Below are 19,951 nucleotides of genomic sequence, written 5' to 3' on the forward strand. Positions count from 1 at the left end.
CGGACGGCGAACCCGCCCCTGGAGTCCGGTTTCAGGCGCCGTTCACCGGATGGCCATGTACGGGCCGGAAACCCGATTCCGGGCATGGAGAGCATGCGGCCCGGTACGTCCCGGAAGAGGAGAGTTCATGGAGCTGGACAGGCGGAATCTGCTGCGCGGCGGACTGGTGGCGGGCGGCGGAGCGGCCCTCGGCCTGCTGTCCGGCGGGACGGCCGGCGCGGCCGGGCGAACCGCCCCCGCGCTGCTGCGCTCGGGCCGCGCCCGCGCCACGCACGGTGTCCAGGCCGGTGACGTGACCGCGCACGACGCCGTGGTGTGGACGCGGTCGGACCGTCCGGCCCGGATGCTGGTCGAGGTGTCGCGGCGGCCGGACTTCCGCGGCGCGGAGCGGTTCCGCGGCCCGGTGCTGACCCCGGACACCGACCTGACCGGCAAGACCTTCCTGCGCGGCCTGCCGGCGGGCGAGGAGCTGCACTACCGGGTCCGGCTCGCCGACCTGGACCGGCACGCCGTCACGTCCGAGCCGGTCGTGGGCCGCCTCCGGACCGCGCCGAAGCGCCGCTCGGACGTCTCGTTCGTCTGGTCCGGCGACCTCGCCGGGCAGGGCTGGGGCATCAACCCCGACCTCGGCGGCTACCGGATCTTCGGCTCGATGGCCGCGCTGAACCCCGACTTCTTCCTGTGCAGCGGCGACCTGGTCTACTCCGACGGCCCGATGCAGCAGAGCGTCGCGCTGCCGGACGGCCGGACCTGGCACAACCTGGTCACCCCGGAGAAGACGAAGGTCGCCGAGACCCTCGCCGAGTACCGCGGCCAGTTCCGCTACAACCTGGAGGACGCGAACTTCCGCGCCTTCAACGCCCAGGTCCCGATGCTCTACCAGTGGGACGACCACGAGGTGCTGAACAACTGGTACCCGGGCGAGGTGATCGACCGTCCGGGCTACACCGAGAAGCGCGTGGACGTGCTGGCCGCCCGCGCCCGCCGCGCGATGTTCGAGTACACGCCCATCGCCGTCCGCGCCCAGGTCGGCGGGCGGGTGTTCCGCAAGGTCTCCTACGGCCCGCTGCTGGACGTGTTCCTGCTCGACATGCGCACGCACAAGAACCCGAACACCCCGGACACCGAGACGTCCGGCCCGGGCCTGCTCGGCCCGGAGCAGGTCGCCTGGCTGAAGCGCGAGCTGCGCGCGTCCCGCGCCACCTGGAAGGTCATCGCCAACGACCTGCCGCTCGGCCTGGTCGTCCCGGACGGCACGGAGGGCAAGCCGAACATCGAGGCCGTGGCGCAGGGCGACAAGGGCCTGCCGCTCGGCCGCGAGCGCGAGTTCGCCGACATCCTCGGCTTCGCGAAGAAGCACCGCGTCCGGAACATGGTGTGGCTGACCGCCGACGTCCACTACACCGCGGCGCACTACTACGACCCGGCCAAGGCCGCCTTCTCCGACTTCGACCCGTTCTGGGAGTTCGTCTCCGGCCCCCTGAACGCCGGCGCCTTCGGCCCGAACACCCTGGACGGCACCTTCGGGGCCACGCTGAAGTTCCAGCAGGCGCCGCCGCACGCCAACACCTCGCCCGCCGAGGGCTTCCAGTTCTTCGGCCAGGTCTCCATCAACGCCGAAGACCAGACGCTCACCGTGACCCTCCGGGACCTGACCGGCAAGGCCCTCTACACCCAACCCCTCACCCCGGTCCGCTGACCGGCGGGGATTCGCCGCGGCGCGGGGCTTGTCCGGGTGGTCCGGTTCCGCCATGATGCGCGGAGATCTTGCGGGAGGGGCTGCGGCATGCGGGGATTTCGGGTGGCGGGGGCCGTGGTCGCGGCCGCGCTCGCGCTGGCGGCGTGCGGGTCGTCCAAGGACGGCGCGAAGCCGGCCGCGACGCCTGCCAAGGTGCACTCGACGGTGCGTCCGCCCTGCCTGATGAACGACCCGTCCGCGACGTTCACCTGGGCCGGGGACAGCCAGGTCCTCATGCTCGGCAGCGGGACCAAGGGCGTGCTCCTCGCGCCGCAGATCGACGGCAGCGCGTGCAGCTGGATCAACGAGATGCACCGGCTGGCGCAGGCCGGGTACCGGGTGGCGGCGGTGAGCTACGAGGACGACCGGTCCAGGTCGCTTCCCGCCGCGCTGAAGGTGCTGCGGGGCGCCGGGGCGACCAAGGTCGTCCTGATGGGGGCGTCGGCGGGCGGCGGGCTCGTCCTGGACCAGTCGGGCGCGCTCTCCCCCGCGCCGGACGGCGTGATCGCGGTCAGCCCGGTCGAGATCTGGAAGCAGCAGCCAGGCCCCGAGGGCTACAAGGGGCCGCTGCTGGTGCTGGAGGCGAAGCGCGACACCTCGGCGGCGCTGCCGGACGTCCAGGCGCTCGCGGCCCGGCATCCGGGCGGCGCGCAGCTGATGCTGTTCGACGGCGACGACCACGGCTACTCGCTGGTGCTGATCCAGGAGAAGGCGCGCAACGCCATCGACGCCTTCCTCAAGAAGCACCTGGCCTGATGCGGCTGTACCTGTCGTCCTTCCGGCTCGGCGAGAACCCTGAACGGCTGCTTGAGCTGTGCGGTGACCGGCGGGAGGCCGCCGTCATCGCGAACGCGCTGGACGGCGCGTCCGAGGACGTCAGGAGCGAAGGCGTCCGGAGGGAGATCGCGGCGCTGGCCGGGCTCGGGTTCGCGGCCACCGAGATCGATCTGCGGGAGTACTTCGGACGTCCTGGAGAGCTGGCTGAGGCGCTCGGGCCTTACGCCGTGCTGTGGGTGCGCGGCGGGAACGTGTTCCCGCTCCGGTACGCGATGGCGCGAAGCGGAGCGGACGCGCTGGTCACCAAGCTCGTCCAGGACGACGCGGTCGTCTACGCCGGGTACAGCGCCGGAGCCTGCGTCCTCGCGCCCAGCCTGCGCGGCTTGGAGGTGTGCGACGACCCGTCCGCCGCGCCCGAGGCGATCTGGGACGGGCTGGGCGTCATCGACTTCGCCTTCGTCCCGCACGTCGACTCGCCCGGCCATCCCGAGTGCGAGGCGCTCACCCGCGTCGCGGACGCCTACCGGGAGGCGGGCGTGCCGTACCGCGCGCTGAAGGACGGCCAGGTGCTCGTGCTCGACGGGGGCGGCCCGCCCGTCCTGCTCTGAGGGCCGAAATCGTGTGAGTCAGATCACCAGAAGGGGTGGTCCGCCGGAAAGACCCGACATACGTTCGTGGAGTCGCAGGGACGTCTCAAGGGAGTGACTCCGCATGCCACGAATCCGTGTCGAGGTCGACGGGGCGACGTACGAGGACGAGGTCGAACCACGGCTCCTGCTGGTCCACTATCTGCGCGAGCGGCTGGGGAAGGTCGGCACGCCGGTCGGCTGCGACACCACCAACTGCGGCGCGTGCACGGTCCTGCTGGACGGGCTGAGCGCCAAGAGCTGCTCGGTCCTGGCCGTCCAGGCGGACGGCCGGTCGGTCACCACCGTCGAGGGGCTCGCCCCGGACGGGGACGAGCACCCGCTCCAGCGCTCGTTCCACCGCGAGCACGCGCTCCAGTGCGGGTACTGCACGCCGGGCATGATCATGGCGTCGGCGGACCTGTTGCGGGAGAACCCCGACCCGTCCGAGGACGAGGTCCGGGAGGGGCTGGAGGGCAACCTCTGCCGCTGCACCGGCTACCAGAACATCGTGCGGGCCGTGCGGAGCGCGGCCGCCGAGATGCGCGGGAGCGAGGTCGCGTCGTGACCGAGATCGGGCAGGCCAGGCCGCGCAGCGAGGACGCCCGGCTGGTCACGGGACGGACCCGCTGGACCGACAACATCACCCCCGCCGGGACGCTGCACGTGGCGTACCTGCGCAGCCCGCACGCGCACGCCCGGATCGACCGGGTGGACGTCGAGGCGGCCAAGGCCAGGCCGAACGTCGTGGCCGTCCTGTCGGGGGCCGACTTCGCGGCCGAGCAGGGCGCGCTTCCGTGCGCGTGGCAGGTCACCGAGGACATGAAGCTCCCGGCGCACCCGCCGATGGCGGTGGACGAGGTCCGCTACGTCGGCGAGCCGGTGGCGTGCGTCGTGGCGCGCGACCGGTACTCGGCGGTCGATGCGCTGGAGGACATCGACGTCGACTACACGCCGCTCCCCACGGTCGTGGACATGGAGCGCGCTATCGAGGACGGCGCCGATCTCGTCCATTCCGACCTCGGTACGAACGCGTCCTATACGTGGGTGTTCGAGCAGGGCGACCTCGACGCCGCGTTGCGGGACGCGCCCGTCCTGCTGGAGCGCCGGTTCGTCCAGCAACGACTGATCCCGACGGCGATGGAACCGCGCGCCGTCCTGTGCGAGCCGGACGGCTCCGGACCCAACACAGACTTCACGCTCTACTCGGCTACGCAGATCCCGCACATCCTGCGGCTGATGCTGTCGGTCGTCACCGAGATCCCCGAGCACCGGATCCGGGTCGTCGCGCCGGACGTCGGCGGCGGGTTCGGCTCCAAGCTCCAGGTGTACGGCGAGGAGGTGCTCGCGCTGCTGCTGGCGCGGCGGCTCGGCCGTCCGGTGAAGTGGACGGAGTCGCGCAGCGAGGGCAACATGGCCGTCCACCACGGGCGCGACCAGATCCAGAAGGTCACGCTCGCGGCCGAGCGCGACGGGCGCATCCGGGGCCTGAAGGTCGAGCTGCTAGCCGACATGGGCGCGTACCTGATGCTGGTCACGCCGGGCGTCCCGCTGCTCGGCGCGTTCATGTTCAACGGCATCTACAAGATGGACGCGTACTCGTTCACCTGCACGGGCGTCTTCACCAACAAGACGCCGACCGACGCCTACCGGGGCGCGGGACGTCCCGAGGCGACATTCGCGATCGAGCGGCTGATGGACGAGCTGGCCGCCGAGCTCGGCGTCGATCCGGTCGAGGTGCGGCGCCGGAACTGGATCGCGCACGAGGAGTTCCCGTTCGAGACGATCGCGGGACTGACCTACGACACGGGCAACTACGAGGCGGCGACCGAGAAGGCGCTCGCGCTGTTCGAGTACGACAAGCTGCGCGCCGAGCAGAACGACCGGCGGGAGAGCGGCGATCCGGTGCAGCTCGGCATCGGCGTCTCGACGTACACCGAGATGTGCGGGCTCGCGCCGTCCCGCGTGCTCGGCTCGCTGTCGTACGGCGCGGGCGGCTGGGAGCACGCGTCGGTGCGGGTGCTGCCGACCGGGAAGGTGGAGGTCGTGACCGGCTCGTCCGCGCACGGGCAGGGGCACGAGACCGCCTGGGCGCAGATCGCGGCGGACCGGCTCGGCGTGCCGTTCGACGACGTCCGGGTGCTGCACGGCGACACGGCCGTGTCGCCGAAGGGCATGGACACCTACGGGTCGCGGTCGCTCGCGGTCGGCGGCGTCGCGCTCTACCGCGCCTGCGACAAGGTCGTGGACAAGGCACGGACGATCGCGGCGCACCTGCTGGAGGCGTCCGAGGACGACCTGGAGTTCAGCGCGGGCCGGTTCAGCGTCCGGGGCGTCGGCGACGCGGGACTGTCCATCCAGGAGATCACGCAGGCCGCGTTCGCCGCGCACAACCTGCCGGACGGCCTGGAGCCGTCGCTCGACTCCGACGCCACGCACGACCCGGATAACTTCTCCTTCCCGCACGGCACCCACCTGTGCGCGGTCGAGATCGACACCGAGACCGGCTTCACGAAGATCCGCAAGTACGTGGCCGTGGACGACGTCGGCAACGTGGTGAACCCGCTGATCGTGGAGGGTCAGGTGCACGGCGGGCTCGCGCAGGGCATCGCGCAGGCCCTCTACGAGGAGGCCGTGTACGACGCGGACGGCAACCTCACGACGACCACGATGGCCGACTACCTGGTGCCGTCGGCGGCGGACCTGCCGTCCTTCACGACCGACCGCACCGAGACCCCGGCGGCCGGCAACCCGCTCGGGGTCAAGGGCGTGGGCGAGGCGGGCACGATCGCCTCGACCCCCGCCGTGGTGAACGCGATCGTGGACGGGCTGCGGCCGTTCGGCGTCCGCGACGTCCCGATGCCCTGCACGCCCGAGCGCGTCTGGAACGCGCTCCGCGAGGGAGGCGACCGTTGATCCCCCCGACCTTCGACTACCTGCGGCCGACCACGCTGGACGAGGCGCTGCGGATGCTGCCCGACGCGGGCGAGGACGCGAAGGTCCTCGCCGGCGGGCAGTCGCTGATGCCGCTGCTGCGGCTCCGGCTCGCCTACCCCGACGCGCTGGTCGACCTCGACCGCGTGGACGAGCTGCGCGCGATCCGCGACGACGGCGACGCGATCGTCATCGGCGCGACCGCGACGCACCACCAGGTGATGCACGACCCGCTCGTCCGGGAGCACGCGCCGCTCGTCGCGCGCGCGACCGCGACCGTCGCGGACCCGGCCGTCCGGCACCGCGGCACGTTCGGCGGCTCGCTCGCGCACGCCGACCCGGCCGGTGACCTGCCCGCCGTCGCGCTCGCGCTGGACGCGGTGATGCTCGCGCGCTCGGCGTCCGGCGGCGACCGCGAGATCCCGGCGCGCGACTTCTTCGTGGACTGGATGACCACCGCGCTGGAGCCGGACGAGCTGCTCACCGGCGTCCGCGTGCCGAAGCTCGGCGCGGGCTGGGGCTTCCACTACGAGAAGTTCCACCGGACGGCGCAGGCGTGGGCGATCGTCGGGGTCGCGTGCGCGGTCCGGCGCGTCCAGGGCGCGGTGGAGGACGTCCGGATCGGGCTCACCAACATGGGCGCGACACCCGTCCGCGCGACGGCCGTCGAGGAGCGGCTCGGCGGGAGCACGCTGTCCGACGGCACGCTGCGCGAGGCGTCCGCGTACGCCGGCGAGGGCACCGAACCGCCGTCCGACCTGCACGGATCGTCCGAGTACCGGAGCCATCTGGTCCAGGTGCTCACGCGGCGCGCGCTGAACGCCGCGTCCGCGCGCTGAGCGGTCCCGGACCGAGCCCGCGGCCGCGGCCGGCCGCGGGCTCCGCCGTTCCGCTCGCGCGGGGCCGTCTGGCGGGGAGGGACCGGAGGAACGTAGGGTCACGTCAACCCCCGGACGAGAGAAGGACCCGAACCATGGAGCTCGACCACGAATTCACCGTCCCCGTCCCGGTGGAGCGGGCCTGGTCGGTACTGCTCGACGTGGAGCGCGTCGCGCTCTGCATGCCGGGCGCCACCCTCGACTCCGCGGACGGCGAGGAGTACCAGGGGCGGCTCAAGGTCCGGGTCGGCGCGATGACGATCACCTACCGGGGCACCGCCCGGATCGTCGCGGCGGACGAGGGCGCGGGGACCCTCACCATCGACGCGCGCGGCAAGGAGGCCCGCGGCTCCGGCACCGCGAACGCCACCGTCCAGGCGAAGCTGCGCGAGGAGGACGGCACGACGCACGTGTCCGTCCGCACCAAGCTGAACGTGACGGGCCGTCCCGCGCAGTTCGGCCGCAACATCCTCTCCGAGGTCGGCGGCAAGCTCGTCGGCCGCTTCGCCAAGGCCCTGGCCGAGGAACTGGAGTCGTCCGAGAACGAGGCGGCCGACCCGACGCCCGAGACGAGCGCGGCCGCGCCCGAGACGTCCGAGGCTTCGGCCGTCGTCCCGCACCAGCGCCCGGCGAGCCCGGTCGAACAGGCCGACCCCGTCGAGCCGGTCAAGCCGATCCAGCCAGTGGAGCCGGTCGCGCCGGAGGGCGCGCCCGCGCCGGTCACGCGGATCCACCCGCGCCGCGCGGACGACGCGATCGACCTGTTGGAGGTCGCCGGGCCGTCCGTCGCCAAGCGCGTCCTCCCGGTCGCCGGAGCCGTCGCGTTCCTCCTGGCCGTCCTGTACGTCCTGCGCCGACGCCGCCGCTGACCTCGAACGTCGGAAGGGCCGGGACGAAGCGTCCCGGCCCTTCGCCTTTATCGGCAGGCGCCCACTGAACGGTCGCGCGTCACCAGGTCGGCGCGTCCGGCGGTGCCGTCCGCCCAGACGACCCGGTGGCCGTCACCGATCCCGAAGCGGCCCTGCTCGCCCCGGTCGCAGGACATCCGAACCGGCGTGCCGCCCCTGGCCGGGAGCTGGAACAGCTTCGGCGCGCCCGCGTTGGTGAAGACGTCCCCGCCGGGGAGCGCGCCGAAGGTCACCCACGAGTCGTTCGCCTTCATGCCGGTGATCCGCGGCGCGTTCGGCCCGTCCGCGAGCACGGACGCGAGCCCGGTGCCGTCGACGCCCGCGCGGGAGATGCCCGCGCGGTTCGGGTCGGCGTCGGTGTCGTCGATGAAGAACAGCGTGCTCCTGGTCAGGTACGGCAGGTCCGCCCTGCCCTTGGACGCGATGTCGGTCTCCTTGCCGGTGGCGGTGTCGTAGACCGCGGGGCGCTGGGAGCCGTCCGGCCGGTACTTGATGTAGCCGATCCGGCCGTCCTTGACCGTGACCTGCATGGTCTGCTCGGCATAGGACGGGTTGACGTCCACCGGCCCCTGGTCCCCGAGCCGCATGTACCAGACGTCGGCGGACGACCCGTCCGGCGAGACCTCGGTGAACGCGAGCAGGTTCCCGTCGAGCGCGACGTCCTGGATCGAGCCCGGTGTCGAGTACCGGACGGTCGCGGGCGCGCTCAGGTCGGCGGGCCGCGTCACCACGTCGAACGTCCCGGTGTTGAGGTTGATCTGCACCCAGGCGACGGTCCGGCCGTCCGTGGAGAGCGGCCACGGCCACACGCCGTCCTCGCCGAAGACCTTCACCGGCGTGCCGCCGCGCAGGTCGCCGGTGTAGACCGACGGCAGCTCCGCGCCGTCCGGGGACGAGTCGGTGAACACGTACCGGTTGCCCGCGACGTCCGGGCTCGCGTCGTCGGACAGGTTCGCCTTGAGGATCCTCGCGTCCAGGCCGATGCGGCGCTCCCAGCCGGGCTTGATGCCGTGGCGCTCGAACGCCTGCCGGACGACCGTCCGGTCCTTGCCGCTGTAGTGCAGCGCGCGGGCGGCGGCCTCGACGGCGCGGCGGCCGTCGGTGAAGCCGTCCAGCGGGGTCATGTACTCGGACAGGGCCTTGTAGGCGAGCTTGTCGCCGCGGCCCCCGCCGAGCGCCTTGCGGATGTCCCACAGCGCGCCGGAGAAGATGGTCGAGTTCAGGTGCACGCCCGCGCCGTCGATGCGGATGGTCGCGCCGATGTAGTCCCGGGTCGCGTTCCGGTTGTCGTCCAGGCGCCGCAGGGCGCACTGCTCGGGCGTCCCGGTGCGGCACAGCTCCTCGCCGAGCAGCGCCGCGCGCGGGTCGGTCATCGGCATCTTCAGCGCGTCGAGCTGGATGGCGTTGCCGAAGTAGTCGGCGATGCCCTCGTTCATCGCGCCGGACTGGCCGAAGTACGCCAGGTTCGCGGTGTGCTCGACGACGCCGTGCGTCATCTCGTGGCCGTCCACGTCCAGGCTGGACGCGAACGAGTAGTAGTCCCTGCCGCCCCCGCCGTACACCATCTTGGTGCCGTCCCAGAAGGCGTTCTCGAAGACGCCGCCTCCCGCGGTGACGTTGACGACCGAGTTGATCGGGCCGCCCTTGCCGTCCAGGCCGTCCCGGCCGAGCCGCTTGTAGAAGTCGTAGACCTGCCCGGCGGCCCAGTGCGCGTCCACCGCGCCTGAATCGGTCGCGGACTGCGGGAACACCGTCGAGTCGGACGCCGCGACGGCCGTGTCGGCGGGCAGCTGCCGGCCCTCGAACACGCTCACGTCCTTGCCCTGCGCGTCATAGGTGACGATGCCTCCGGCCGCGCGGGTCGTGTCGCGCATCTCGACCTTGCCGTCCGCGCGCCGCCACGCGGGGAACGTGCGGTCGCGGCCGTGCGCGTCCTTGCCCGACGCCTGGACGGGGCCTTCGGCCTCCTGCAGCCGGTCGTAGCTGAGCGCGGCCCCGGTGCCGTGCGCGTCGATGTAGACCTCGCGCAGCACCGGCTTGCCGCGCAGGCTGCCGCCGATCCGGAAGTGCCAGGTCAGCTGGCCTCTGCCGCGCGGGACGACGGCGAGCCCGAGGTTCTGGACGGCCGCCTTCCGCAGCTCGGCGAGCCCGGCCTTGCCGCGCGGTTCGATCGTCCTGAACAGCGCGGCCTTGCGGGCGGACGCCTCGGGCACCGTCGGCCTGGTGTCCACCGACAGGTCGGTGAGGTAGCGGCCGCCCGCGCCGGTGACCCGGTCGCGGTCCAGGTGGACGAGGTACTGGCCGCCCAGCACGGGCAGCCCCTGGTAGCGCTGCTCGAACCGGACGGTCTTCTGCGTGCCGTCCGCGACGACGTCGAGCGGGGCGAGGTCGCGGGCGGTGTCCTTGATCTTGTAGCGGGGTTCGGCGAGGTGGGCGCGCGCGGCCTTGACCGGGTCGCTCGACGCGGCCTTCTCGTCCAGCCCTTCGACGAGCGCGGGCGCGGACGTGCCGGTCTGGACGCCGCCGGGCAGCGCGCCGGACGGCGGGGGCGGGTCGTCCGCGGGCGCGGCGGACGCGGCGCGCGGCACGGTCAGGCTCGCCGCCAGCACGGCCGCGAGGGCCGCCCCGGCGAGCAGAGGACGTTGGGGGGACACGGAGCCTCCGTGGTGCGGGGGGTGCGAGTGTGTTTCCAGATCTACGCGCCCTTTCCTTCGCCATCACTGGCAAAAACACACAGAGTTAAGCGAAAGGGGGCGATCACCGTTCAACAGGTCACAGCGGGTGGATTCGGGGTCCACTCCGCGCGCATGCCGATCGGCGGGCCAAGGCGGGGTCAATGATCGTCCGCGTGCCGGAGGCGACGTTGGCGGGGAGCGGGCGGGTTCCGGTCGGCTTGGGGCGTGCACACGCTCACCGATGGACGGCCCGCCGGCCCGGCGCGTCCCCGCGATCCCTGGTGGTACCGGGAGCGGCGCGCGATCCTGTCCCGCGAGCTGCGCCGCCTCGGCCCGCCCGGACGCGCAGCGCACATCGGCTCCGCGTCCGGCGCGGGCTCCCTGCAAGCCGACACACTGCTCGCCGACGACATATTGCGAGCCGACGCGCTGCACCTGCGGCGGCACGGCTGGCAGACCACCACGGTCGACACGTCCGGTACCGGCGGGACGGACGTGCTGCCGGGCGATCCTCGCTACCTACCGCTCGCGACCGGCGGGTTCGATCTGGCGGTCGCCCTCGACGTGCTCGCCCGCGCCGAGGACGACCGCGCCGCCGCCGCGGAGATCGCGCGCGTGCTGCGTCCCGGCGGGACGGCGCTGGTGTCGGTGCCGCACGACATGCGGCTGTGGTCGGCGCACGACCTGGCCTGCGGGAACGTCCGCCGGTACACAAGGGACACGCTCGCGGCGCTGCTCGCCGGAGCCGGGCTCGTCCTCGACCGGCTGTGGAACTGGAACGTGCTGCTGCGGCCGCTCGCCCGGCTGCGGCGGCACCACGTCGCGGGCTGGGAGACCCGGGCGCGCCGCCCGGCCGCCGACCGGCTGCTCGGCTGGATCCTCCAGGCCGAGGACCTGCTGCCGCTGCACTCGCTGTCCGGGACGACGCTGTTCGCCCGCGCCCACCGCCCGCCGGACGACGTCGGGACGGCGGGCGCGAGCTGATACCGGCTAGCGCTTGGTCAGGCGGGCGACCAGGGAGACCCCCGGCAGCGTGCCCACCGGGAGGACGCGCTCGGCGGCGACGACCGCGTGCAGCGAGCGGTCGAGCCAGGCGGGCAGCGCCTCCAGGTCGCATCCGGTGGACGCGCGGCGCCGCATCCGGACGACCGGCCTGAGCAGCACGTTCCAGCTCCACAGCCGCCCGATCTCGAAGCCCGCGCCGGTCAGCACCTCGGCGAGCTCCGCCCGGTCGTAGCGCCGGACGTGCCCGAGCGCCTCGTCGTGCGCCGACCACAGCCGCATGTCGCACGGCACGGTCACCAGCGCCGCCCCGCCCGGCCGGACGATCCGCGCCAGCTCGGCCGCGGCGCCCGCGTCGTCCTCGATGTGCTCCAGGACGTCCAGCGCCATCGCGAAGTCGAACGCGGCGTCCGGGAACGGCAGGTCGCGGGCGTCGCCGAGGCGGGCGTCGATGCCGCGCCGCCGGGCGGCGTCGACACCGGCCTCCGACGCGTCCACGGCGACGGCGTCCCAGCCGTGGTCCAGCAGGACGCGGGTGTTGCCGCCGCCCGCCGCGCCGACGTCCGCGCCGAGGCCCGGGCGGCCCAGCCGGCGCAGCTCGCGCCCGATCAGGTGCCGCCGCTCGCGGTACCACCAGTTGCGCTCCTCGACCGCGACGACGCGCTCGACCTCGATCGTGTCCATGTGCTCTCCCCCAGGGAATCGGTCAGCCGCGGCGCGCGAACACCCACCGGTCCAGCGCGCTGAACCGGAGCGTGACCAGGCAGGACGAGACGGCCAGCAGCACGCAGGCCTCGCCGATTCGGCCCGGCCGCAGCGCCGCGGCGCCCGCGACGGCGACCGAGGTCAGCGCCCAGTTCAGCGCGGCGAGCAGGGCCGCGCGCGAATGCACGAAGGCGCGGCGCCCGCCGCGCCGCGGAAAGGTCCAGCGGCGGTTCGCCTCGGTGCCCGCGACCGTGCTCAGCAGCAGCCCGCCGAGGTTCGCCGGGACGGGCGCCCACGCGCCGCGCAGCAGCAGGTACCCGGCCGTGTGGACGACCGTCGCGAGCAGCCCGGCGGCGGCGAAGCCGACCAGCATGCCGGGGCGCCCGGTCGGGCGGCCGAGCACCGCGTCCGGATGGGCGGGCCGCGGCTCGGGGCGTTCCGGCAGGCCGAGCCCGGCCTCGCCGCGCGCCATCGCGCGGGCCGTCCGGAGCAGGCCGCGCAGGTTGTGCGCCGCCGTCCGGCCGACGCGGACGCGCGAGTCGACGTCCTCCACCCAGTCGACGGCGACCTCGTGCACGCGCAGGCCGTTGAACTCGGCGAGCAGCAGCATCTCGGTGTCGAAGAACCAGTCGTCGTCGCCCACACACGCGGTCAGCCGGCCGGCGACGTCCGCGCGGGCCGCCTTGAAGCCGCAGGCCGCGTCGGTGAACCGGGCGCCGAAGCCGACCCGGAGCAGGCCGTTGTAGCAGCGCGACACCGCCTCCCGGCGCAGCCCGCGCCGGATCCGCGCGCCGCGCCCGAGCCGGGTCCCGATCGCGAGGTCGGAGTGCCCGCTGACCAGCGGCGCGACCAGCGGGAGCAGCGCGCCGAGGTCGGTGGACAGGTCCACGTCCATGTACGCGACGACGGTCGCATCGCTCTCCCGCCAGGCGGCCTTCACCGCCGCGCCCTTGCCCCGGACGTCCAGTCGCCGCAGCTCGACCCCGGGCAGCTCGGCGGCGAGCGCGCGGCCGACCTCCGGCGTCCGGTCGGTGGAGCCGTTGTCCACGACGGTGATCCGCCACGTCCAGGGGAACCACTCGCGCAGGTAGGCGTGCAGCGTCCGGACACCGCCGCCGAGCGCCCGCTCCTCGTTCAGGACGGGGATCACGATCTCCACGACCGGCGCGTCCGTCCCGGCGGTCCGCGGCGGCGGCGCGAGCGCCCGCTCACCCGACCGCACCGATGTCTCAGAGGCGGCCCGCATGGACGCCTTGGATGCGCGCGGCGCGGACGGTGCGGGGGGCGCTGCGCGGGCGCCTGCTGTGCCTGGCACGGCCGGTCTCCCTCCGGAAGCGGGTCACGGGCACGACCCATGAAAGTGCCGCCCCGTCCGCGACCGCAGCGACAAATAACCACCAAGACTTTTCTTTGATGGAACCATTGCCGCGAACGGGACCGGAGCGGCCGGAATAATCCCGCGCATGGTCGACACCGCCGAACTGAAACAGCGGACGCCCCGCCGCCACGAGACCGGAGACCCGCCCGCGCCGTCCCAGCGTCCGGCGGTGGTCGCCGCGGCCGTGCTGCTCGTCGCGTTCGCCGCGACGGCCGGGGTGATGTGCTTTCTCGGGACGTTCACCCGGCCCGCTTCAGACGATTTCCGCTTTATCGGAATCGAGCGGGCGAAGGGCTTCTTCGGCCCGTGCGAGTACCTCTATACGACGGCCACCGGACGTATCGGGAACGGAGTCTTCGTCGGTCTCGCCTACCTTTTCCCGGATTGGGGGATGCGGCTCACCCCTGCCGTCACCGTGCTCGCGCTCGCGGTGGCGGCGGCGCTGCTCACCCGGGCCATGCTGAGCCGCGCCGGGGACGGGAGCGCGCATCCGCTCGCCGCTCCCCTGGCCGGCCTCGGCACCGCCGTGCTCTCGCTCGGCACGCAGCCGCGCCCGTACCAGACGCTCTACTGGACGGCCGGGGTCATCACGCACACGCTCCCGCCCGCGCTGGTCACCGGCCTCGTCGCCGTGGCCCTGCTCGCGCGCTCGCCGCGGGCCCGGCTCTGGACGGGCATCGCGGCGGTGCCGCTCGGCCTGCTGGCCGGGACCACCAGCGAGACGATCTCGGCGGCCGTGCTGATCCTGGTCGTCCTCGGCGGGATCGGGCACCTGCTGTTCGTCCGGCGGCTGACCTGGCTGCCGATGTTCGGCGCGCTGTTCGGCGCGAGCACGGTCGTCGGCGCGCTCATCGTGCTCACCTCGCCGGGCCACGCCGTGACGCTGCGCCAGCGCACGCACAGCGAGCCGCTGATCAGCGCGAAGGTGCTGGCCGACACCGTGTCGTCCGGAGAGCGGGTCCTCATGCATCTCGCGACGGACATGTCCCTCCCGGCCGCCGCCGCGATCGGCTTCCTGGTGTGCGTGCTGGCTCGCTCGCACCGCCCGCTGCCCGCCGGGAAGCTGCTCTACGCGCTGGTCGCGGGGGCCGCGGGCGTGCTGGCGCTGACGTTCGCGGTGATGTGGGAGCTGCGCGTCGGCTGGGGGCACGGCGGCTGGACGTTCTACCGCGGCTGGTTCGTGTTCCGCTACGCGGCCGTGCTGGTCGCGGCGTTCTACGGCTACGCGGCCGCCGATATCATCCGCCGCCTGCGCGGCCGGGCGGACGGTCCGAGCACGGCGGTCTGCGCGATCTGCCTCGCGCTCGTCGCGGCGGCCTGCACGAGCGGCGCGGCGCGGCTCCGGGAGACGGGAACGGCGATGGCGAACCGCGCCGCCGCCTTCGACGCGCAGTCCGCGCGGATCGAGCGGGCGAAGCGCGCCGGGGCGCGCACGGCCCCGGTCGCCCAGCTGCCGATCGCGAACCTGGCCGTTCCCTTCGAGCGTCCTGGACGGCATGACTGGCTCGGGCCGTGGATCGCGTCGTACTACGGGCTCGCGTCCGTCACGAAGGGCGGCGGCGCTCCGGTCTCCGACAAGCCCAGGATCCTCGCGCCCGGCAGAGCGAAGGCTCCGGAATCGGCCAGGGCCCTGCCCGCGCACGCGAAGCCGACCAAACGCCGATGACCCGCGGACGCGAATGACCCGCGGGCACGGGGATACCTGCCGGACGCGGATGACCCCCGAACACGGATGACCCGCGGCGGGCGCTCGTCCTCTCGGGGGAGAGCGCCCGCCGGGGCGTTCAGTCCTGGGCCGGACGCCCAGTCGGGACGGTCAGGTCGCGCAGCGCTCGCGGCGGCGCCGTGATCGCGCGTCCCACCTTGAAGCTGGCCGAGTCGCGCAGCGCCTTCAGCAGCCGCCGCCCCTCCGCCAGCTCGCGTTCGAGCCGGTCGTTCTCCACCCGCAGGCACACCGAGAGCTGCCGCAGCCGCTCCGCCTCGGACGGCCGCGCGCCCTCCCGCAGGACGACCCGGACGACCTCGTGCCCCGCCACCCGCTGCACCTCGTGCCAGAGCGACGGCTCGTGCGCGAGGTGCGCGACGAGGTCGGCGCGGAGGGCCTCGTCGTCGCCCCACGTCCCGTACAGCTTGGACGGGCTGAGCGCGACCGGCTTGAGGCCCTTGTCCAGGACGGCCTCCCAGACGGCGGCCGCGACGCCCGGGGTGTGCCCGGAGCGGTAGTCGTCGCACGCGACGATCCCGTCCGGCGCGAGCGCGTCCTTCACGATCTCGATGTCGGTCGCGACGTGCTCGTACAGGTGCGAGGCGTCGATGTGCGCGAACCTGACCGAGCCCGTGTCGAGCCGCCCGCGCAGGCCCGAGGTCGGGCCCTGCACGATCTCCGGCAGGTCGTCGTGGAAGGCGAGGTAGTTCCGCTCGAACGCGGCGCGGGTCAGCTCGCCGTAGGAGCGCCTCACCTCGGCGTCGTTGTCGCCGTCCCCGGCGGGCGTCCCGAACAGGTCGCAGACGGTGAAGGTCTCGTCCGGGCCGAGGTGCCGGCCGACCAGCACGGCGCTCTTGCCCAGGTACGCCCCGAGTTCCAGCAGGTCGCCGTCCTGCTCCAGGCGCCGCTGGCGGTCCAGCGCCCAGTCGAACAGCCTGCGGTCCAGGTCGGAGAACCACCCCTTGATCTCGTCGATGCTGCTCGGTGCGGTGCTGTCGGCTGCCGTGCTGGCCGCTGCGCTGGTGGCCGTTTCGGTCACGACGTGTGCCCCGTTCCCTAGGTTGCTGTCACTTTCCGGTCGGACCGGCGAGCAGCCGGTCCACGGCGCGCGCGGCGGCGCGTCCGTCGTCGTACGGGCAGTAGGCGGCGCGGAAGGCCGCGTAGGCGCCGGCGCGGGGGGCGCAGGCGGTGCCGAGGTCTGCGAGGGCCTCGGCGACCTCCGCCGAGGTCCGCACGATCGGCCCGGGGGCCTCGGCGTCGAAGTCCAGGTAGAAGCCGCGGACGGTGTCGCGGTAGGCCTCCAGGTCGTAGGCGTAGAAGACCATCGGCTTGCCGGTCACGGCGAAGTCGAACATCGCCGACGAGTAGTCGGTGACCAGGACGTCCGCGGCGAGGTACAGCTCGGCGATCTCGCCGTACCGGGACACGTCGATCACGAACCCGTCGGAGTCCGACCAGGACCGGTCGGTGATCAGGTAGTGCGCGCGGACGAGCACCACGTGGTCGTCACCGAGCCGCTCGCGCAGCAGCGCGAGGTCCAGCTCCAGCGAGAACGCGCGGCGTCCGGGCGCGAGGTGGTGGTCGTCCCGCCAGGTCGGCGCGTACAGGACGACCTTCTTCCCGTCCGGCACGCCGAGCCGCTCCCGGACGCGCCGCGCGACCGCCTCGGCCCCGGGCGCGGTCAGGACGTCGTTGCGCGGGTACCCGGTCTCCAGGATCTCGCCGTCGTAGCGGAACGCGCGGCGCATGATCGGGGTGGTGAACGGGTTCGGCGAGATCAGCACGTCCCAGCGCGGGACCTCGCGCTCCATCCAGTCGAGCGTCTCGGTCCGCTTGTACGGCATGTCGCGCAGGTCGTAGGCGAGGCGCTTCAGCGGCGTCCCGTGCCAGGTCTGCATGTACGTCTGGCCGGGCCGCTTCACGAACCAGGGCAGCTGGCCGAAGTTGCCGACGACCCAGCGCGCCTGCGCCATGGCCTCGTAGTGCGCGCGGCTCTCCATCAGCACCCCGCGGGCGCCCTCCGGGACCTCGAACTGCCCGTCGCGCGTCGCCCACACGCACTCGATGTCCGGACGCCTGCGCCGCAGCTCCTCGAACACCGCGCGCGGGCTGCACGAGTACTGGACGCCCTCGTAGGAGTCGAACACGGCGAGGTCGCGCAGCGGACGCTCGCGCATGCGCGGGTACTCGTCCTCCTGGATGCGGCGCTGCGCGTACTGGCCGCGCTCGTCGTCGGCGAGGGCCTGCTGCACGCTGAGGCTGAGCGCATCGACCTGGTGCATGCTGAACGCGATCTCGTGCATGCCGACCGTCCGCGTCGCGGGCAGCCCGGCGATGCCGGCGCGCTCCATCACGACCATGGTCTCGCCCGCCTCGGAGCCGACCACCAGGTCCCAGAGGCCGCTGCGGAGCGGCAGGGCCGACCCGAACAGCGGCATCCGGCCCGGTGTCAGCTCGGCGCGGAAGCGGTGCCCGTCCCAGGCCAGCGGGACGCGGTGCTCCTCGCTCGACCGGCGCCGCCGGACGATCAGCTCGTCCGGCACCGGCCCCGGCGACATCTCCCCGGTGAGCACGAGCCGGTCGCCGTCCGCCCAGGCCACGTCCGTGACCACCGGACGGCGGAAGCGCTCGACACCGCGCACGTTGCCGAACCGCGTGCGGGTCAGCACGAAGTCCTGCGCGCCGACCGGGTACCGGGCCTCGCGGACGCCGTCCGCGAACATCAGCCGCACCGGCTCGCCCGCGCCGCGCAGCCGCAGCTCCCAGTTCACGCCGTCGCCGATCCGCGTCGCGCGGGCGACCCGGTCCTCGGCGCACGGGTCGGGCAGCAGCTCGTCCAGCGGCAGCTCGACCGCGAAGCGCAGCCCGCCGTCGGCGGCCACGATGTCCCGGACGGGCCGCTCGACCATCCCCTGCCCGTGCTGCCGGTGCACCCGGACGACCGGCGCCTTGCCGAGGTCGGTGTCCGTCCAGCCCTCCAGGCGGAGCGCGCCGTCCTCGGTGGTCCGGTGGCCGGTCACGAGCGCCCGTTCCGGCTTCACCTGGAGCATGAACCCGGCCGGATCGGCGGCGGGCTGCACCTTGACGCGCCCGGACACCGTCCGCGCGTGCGCCCAGGAGACGCTCGGCCGCCGCGGCGGGCCGACGCGCCGCTCGCCGCGCTTGCCCTGCGCGTCCACGGCGACGTGCAGCTCCCAGTTGACCGCGCGCCGCCGGCCGATCTTGAGCCGCTCCGGATCCAGCAGGAACGTGAAGCCCGAGTGGTCGTGGTTCGCGGCCGACTGCCGGGACGCGGCGGTCACATCCGGCCGGACGACCCGCTCGTGCGCGAGGTCGATCCGCCGCCGTCCGCGCGGGTCCTGGAGCCAGACCTTCATCTTCAGGTCGCGGGGTGAGGCGGCGTCGATCCGGGAGAAGTAGGCGTGCCCGTCGATGCGTAGTTTCCCGTCCTCCCAGCGCAGGTCGTCCACGGCGGCCCAGAGCTTCAGCTCGTCGGTGACGTCGTAGATCTCGTCCGGGATCGCCCGCTCGGCGTCCTCGAAGAACGGGTAGCGCAGGTACCAGCGGTGCCGGAACAGGCCGCGCCGGACGGCCGCCGCGTCCCGGTCGCCGCTCTTCTCGAACCGCAGCACCTCCAGCAGCTCCGGCAGCATCCCGCGTTCCAGCAGGTGCAGGCGCAGCCGCTTGCGCATCGGCAGGAGCCCGCGGGCGCCGGGCGCGGCGTCCCGCAGGCAGGCCGCGCCGAGCTCCATGATCCGCGCGCGCTCCGCCTCGGTCGCGGGCTGCAGGTTCTCGGTGAGGACGCCGAGGTCCACGTCCAGCGCGTAGCGGTCGTAGGCGGCCTTGAGGGCCGGCGGGTGGCCGTCCAGGAACTCGTGCACCATGCGGACCGACGCCATCCGGTCCTCCAGGTTGGACAGCTCCGCCTTCCGCTTGGTGATGGACCCCTCGCGGTCGCGCCAGTAGTAGACCGGCTGCGCGAACACGTCCACCGACTTCGCCAGGACGTGCGCGGCGACCATGACCGGGGAGTCCTCGTAGAGGATGCCGGGGAACGCGAGGCCGCGCGCGTCCCAGAACGACCGGCGGAACACCTTGTTCCAGACCATCCGGTCCTGCATGAGGTTGTGCTGCCGGGACACGTGCGTCCGCTCGACGCTCCGCTCGCACGGCTCCTGGTGCGCCCAGCACTGCCACGTCCGGCCGCCGTTGAAGCGCCGGACGTTCCCGACCGCCATGTCCGAGCCGGTGCGGTCCAGGCTCTGCGTCATCAGCTCGTAGGCGTACCGGGCCACCACGTCGTCGCTGTCCACGAACGCGAGGTACTCGCCGGTCGCGTGCGCGGCCCCGGTGTTGCGCGCCGGGCCGAGCCCCTGGTTCTCCTGCTGGACGAACCGGAACCGCGGGTCCTTCTCGGCGAACGCCTTGGCGATGACCGCGCAGTTGTCCGGCGACCCGTCGTCCACCATGACGACCTCGATGTCACTGAGGGTCTGCCGCGCGAGCGAGACCAGGCACTCCTCCAGGTAGTCCTCGACGTTGTAGAACGGGACGACGATGCTGATCTTCGGTGCCAAGCGGTGCTCCTGGGTGAGACGGGCCGGAGTCGTGGGCTTGAGGCGGGG

Annotated in this window: 14 protein-coding genes; 9 read left to right on the forward strand and 5 right to left on the reverse strand. The window is 73.4% G+C overall.

Translation table 11 applies throughout. The features are described from left to right. Nucleotides 1–127 precede the first annotated feature (127 nt). From FHU30_RS04255 to FHU30_RS04285, 7 genes are all read left to right on the forward strand, one after another. Nucleotides 128–1,699 carry an alkaline phosphatase D family protein gene (locus tag FHU30_RS04255; RefSeq protein WP_253871710.1) on the forward strand — a complete coding sequence of 524 codons (1,572 nt, stop codon included), beginning with the start codon at nucleotides 128–130 and terminating at the stop codon, nucleotides 1,697–1,699. Between the two features lie 87 nt (nucleotides 1,700–1,786). Then, nucleotides 1,787–2,494, forward strand: a complete 708-nt coding sequence (locus FHU30_RS04260) for an alpha/beta hydrolase (protein ID WP_253871712.1) — start codon at nucleotides 1,787–1,789, stop codon at nucleotides 2,492–2,494. Continuing rightward, nucleotides 2,494–3,123: a Type 1 glutamine amidotransferase-like domain-containing protein gene (locus tag FHU30_RS04265; RefSeq protein WP_253871715.1), complete on the forward strand. Its 630-nt coding sequence runs from the start codon at nucleotides 2,494–2,496 to the stop codon at nucleotides 3,121–3,123. Before FHU30_RS04260 ends, FHU30_RS04265 begins: the two co-directional genes overlap by 1 nt. A gap of 103 nt (nucleotides 3,124–3,226) precedes the next feature. After that, the gene (locus FHU30_RS04270) at nucleotides 3,227–3,709 is read left to right on the forward strand and encodes a (2Fe-2S)-binding protein (RefSeq protein WP_253871717.1); all 483 of its coding nucleotides are present in this window, start codon (nucleotides 3,227–3,229) and stop codon (nucleotides 3,707–3,709) included. Further along, the gene (locus tag FHU30_RS04275) at nucleotides 3,706–6,057 is read left to right on the forward strand and encodes a xanthine dehydrogenase family protein molybdopterin-binding subunit (RefSeq protein ID WP_253871719.1); all 2,352 of its coding nucleotides are present in this window, start codon (nucleotides 3,706–3,708) and stop codon (nucleotides 6,055–6,057) included. The genes FHU30_RS04270 and FHU30_RS04275 overlap by 4 nt, the downstream gene beginning before the upstream one ends. Further along, the gene (locus tag FHU30_RS04280; RefSeq protein ID WP_253871721.1) at nucleotides 6,054–6,914 is read left to right on the forward strand and encodes an FAD binding domain-containing protein; all 861 of its coding nucleotides are present in this window, start codon (nucleotides 6,054–6,056) and stop codon (nucleotides 6,912–6,914) included. Before FHU30_RS04275 ends, FHU30_RS04280 begins: the two co-directional genes overlap by 4 nt. 134 nt (nucleotides 6,915–7,048) lie before the next feature. Continuing rightward, nucleotides 7,049–7,822, forward strand: coding sequence for an SRPBCC family protein (locus FHU30_RS04285; RefSeq protein WP_253871723.1), 774 nt, complete (start codon nucleotides 7,049–7,051; stop codon nucleotides 7,820–7,822). 47 nt (nucleotides 7,823–7,869) lie between these two features. Here FHU30_RS04285 and FHU30_RS04290 read toward each other — a convergent pair whose 3' ends face one another. Continuing rightward, nucleotides 7,870–10,515 carry a M4 family metallopeptidase gene (locus FHU30_RS04290; protein WP_253871725.1) on the reverse strand — a complete coding sequence of 882 codons (2,646 nt, stop codon included), beginning with the start codon at nucleotides 10,513–10,515 and terminating at the stop codon, nucleotides 7,870–7,872. A gap of 246 nt (nucleotides 10,516–10,761) precedes the next feature. Between FHU30_RS04290 and FHU30_RS04295 the strand changes: the two genes are divergently transcribed. Next, on the forward strand, nucleotides 10,762–11,520 hold the full coding sequence (locus FHU30_RS04295; protein ID WP_253871728.1) for a class I SAM-dependent methyltransferase: 759 nt from the start codon (nucleotides 10,762–10,764) through the stop codon (nucleotides 11,518–11,520). Nucleotides 11,521–11,526: 6 nt separating this feature from the next. Here the strand turns inward: FHU30_RS04295 and FHU30_RS04300 are convergent, their stop codons facing one another. Both FHU30_RS04300 and FHU30_RS04305 read right to left on the reverse strand, forming a co-directional pair. Continuing rightward, nucleotides 11,527–12,222, reverse strand: coding sequence for a class I SAM-dependent methyltransferase (locus FHU30_RS04300; RefSeq protein ID WP_253871730.1), 696 nt, complete (start codon nucleotides 12,220–12,222; stop codon nucleotides 11,527–11,529). A 22-nt stretch (nucleotides 12,223–12,244) separates the two neighbouring features. After that, nucleotides 12,245–13,558, reverse strand: coding sequence for a glycosyltransferase (locus FHU30_RS04305; RefSeq protein WP_253871732.1), 1,314 nt, complete (start codon nucleotides 13,556–13,558; stop codon nucleotides 12,245–12,247). Nucleotides 13,559–13,706: 148 nt separating this feature from the next. On the opposite strand from FHU30_RS04305, the gene FHU30_RS04310 reads away from it, so the two are divergent. Continuing rightward, a complete protein-coding gene (locus FHU30_RS04310; protein ID WP_253871734.1) occupies nucleotides 13,707–15,287 on the forward strand; it encodes a DUF6056 family protein in 1,581 nt (526 codons plus the stop codon). 118 nt (nucleotides 15,288–15,405) lie between these two features. On the opposite strand, the gene FHU30_RS04315 is transcribed toward FHU30_RS04310, so the two are convergent. Next, nucleotides 15,406–16,365: a class I SAM-dependent methyltransferase gene (locus FHU30_RS04315; RefSeq protein WP_253871736.1), complete on the reverse strand. Its 960-nt coding sequence runs from the start codon at nucleotides 16,363–16,365 to the stop codon at nucleotides 15,406–15,408. A gap of 28 nt (nucleotides 16,366–16,393) precedes the next feature. Next, nucleotides 16,394–19,903, reverse strand: coding sequence for a bifunctional glycosyltransferase/CDP-glycerol:glycerophosphate glycerophosphotransferase (locus FHU30_RS04320; protein WP_253871738.1), 3,510 nt, complete (start codon nucleotides 19,901–19,903; stop codon nucleotides 16,394–16,396). Nucleotides 19,904–19,951 lie beyond the last annotated feature (48 nt).

It is taken from the genome of Actinomadura rupiterrae (assembly GCF_024172125.1).
In the GTDB taxonomy this organism is placed as follows: domain Bacteria; phylum Actinomycetota; class Actinomycetes; order Streptosporangiales; family Streptosporangiaceae; genus Spirillospora; species Spirillospora rupiterrae.

Excerpts from the sequence above, each read along its gene's own strand:
- FHU30_RS04260 (WP_253871712.1), top strand. The coding sequence starts at position 1,787 with ATGCGGGGATTTCGGGTGGCGGGGGCCGTGGTCGCGGCCGCGCTCGCG.
- FHU30_RS04300 (WP_253871730.1), bottom strand. The coding sequence starts at position 12,222 with ATGGACACGATCGAGGTCGAGCGCGTCGTCGCGGTCGAGGAGCGCAAC.
- FHU30_RS04270 (WP_253871717.1), top strand. The coding sequence starts at position 3,227 with ATGCCACGAATCCGTGTCGAGGTCGACGGGGCGACGTACGAGGACGAG.
- FHU30_RS04265 (WP_253871715.1), top strand. The coding sequence starts at position 2,494 with ATGCGGCTGTACCTGTCGTCCTTCCGGCTCGGCGAGAACCCTGAACGG.
- FHU30_RS04255 (WP_253871710.1), top strand. The coding sequence starts at position 128 with ATGGAGCTGGACAGGCGGAATCTGCTGCGCGGCGGACTGGTGGCGGGC.
- FHU30_RS04310 (WP_253871734.1), top strand. The coding sequence starts at position 13,707 with ATGGTCGACACCGCCGAACTGAAACAGCGGACGCCCCGCCGCCACGAG.
- FHU30_RS04285 (WP_253871723.1), top strand. The coding sequence starts at position 7,049 with ATGGAGCTCGACCACGAATTCACCGTCCCCGTCCCGGTGGAGCGGGCC.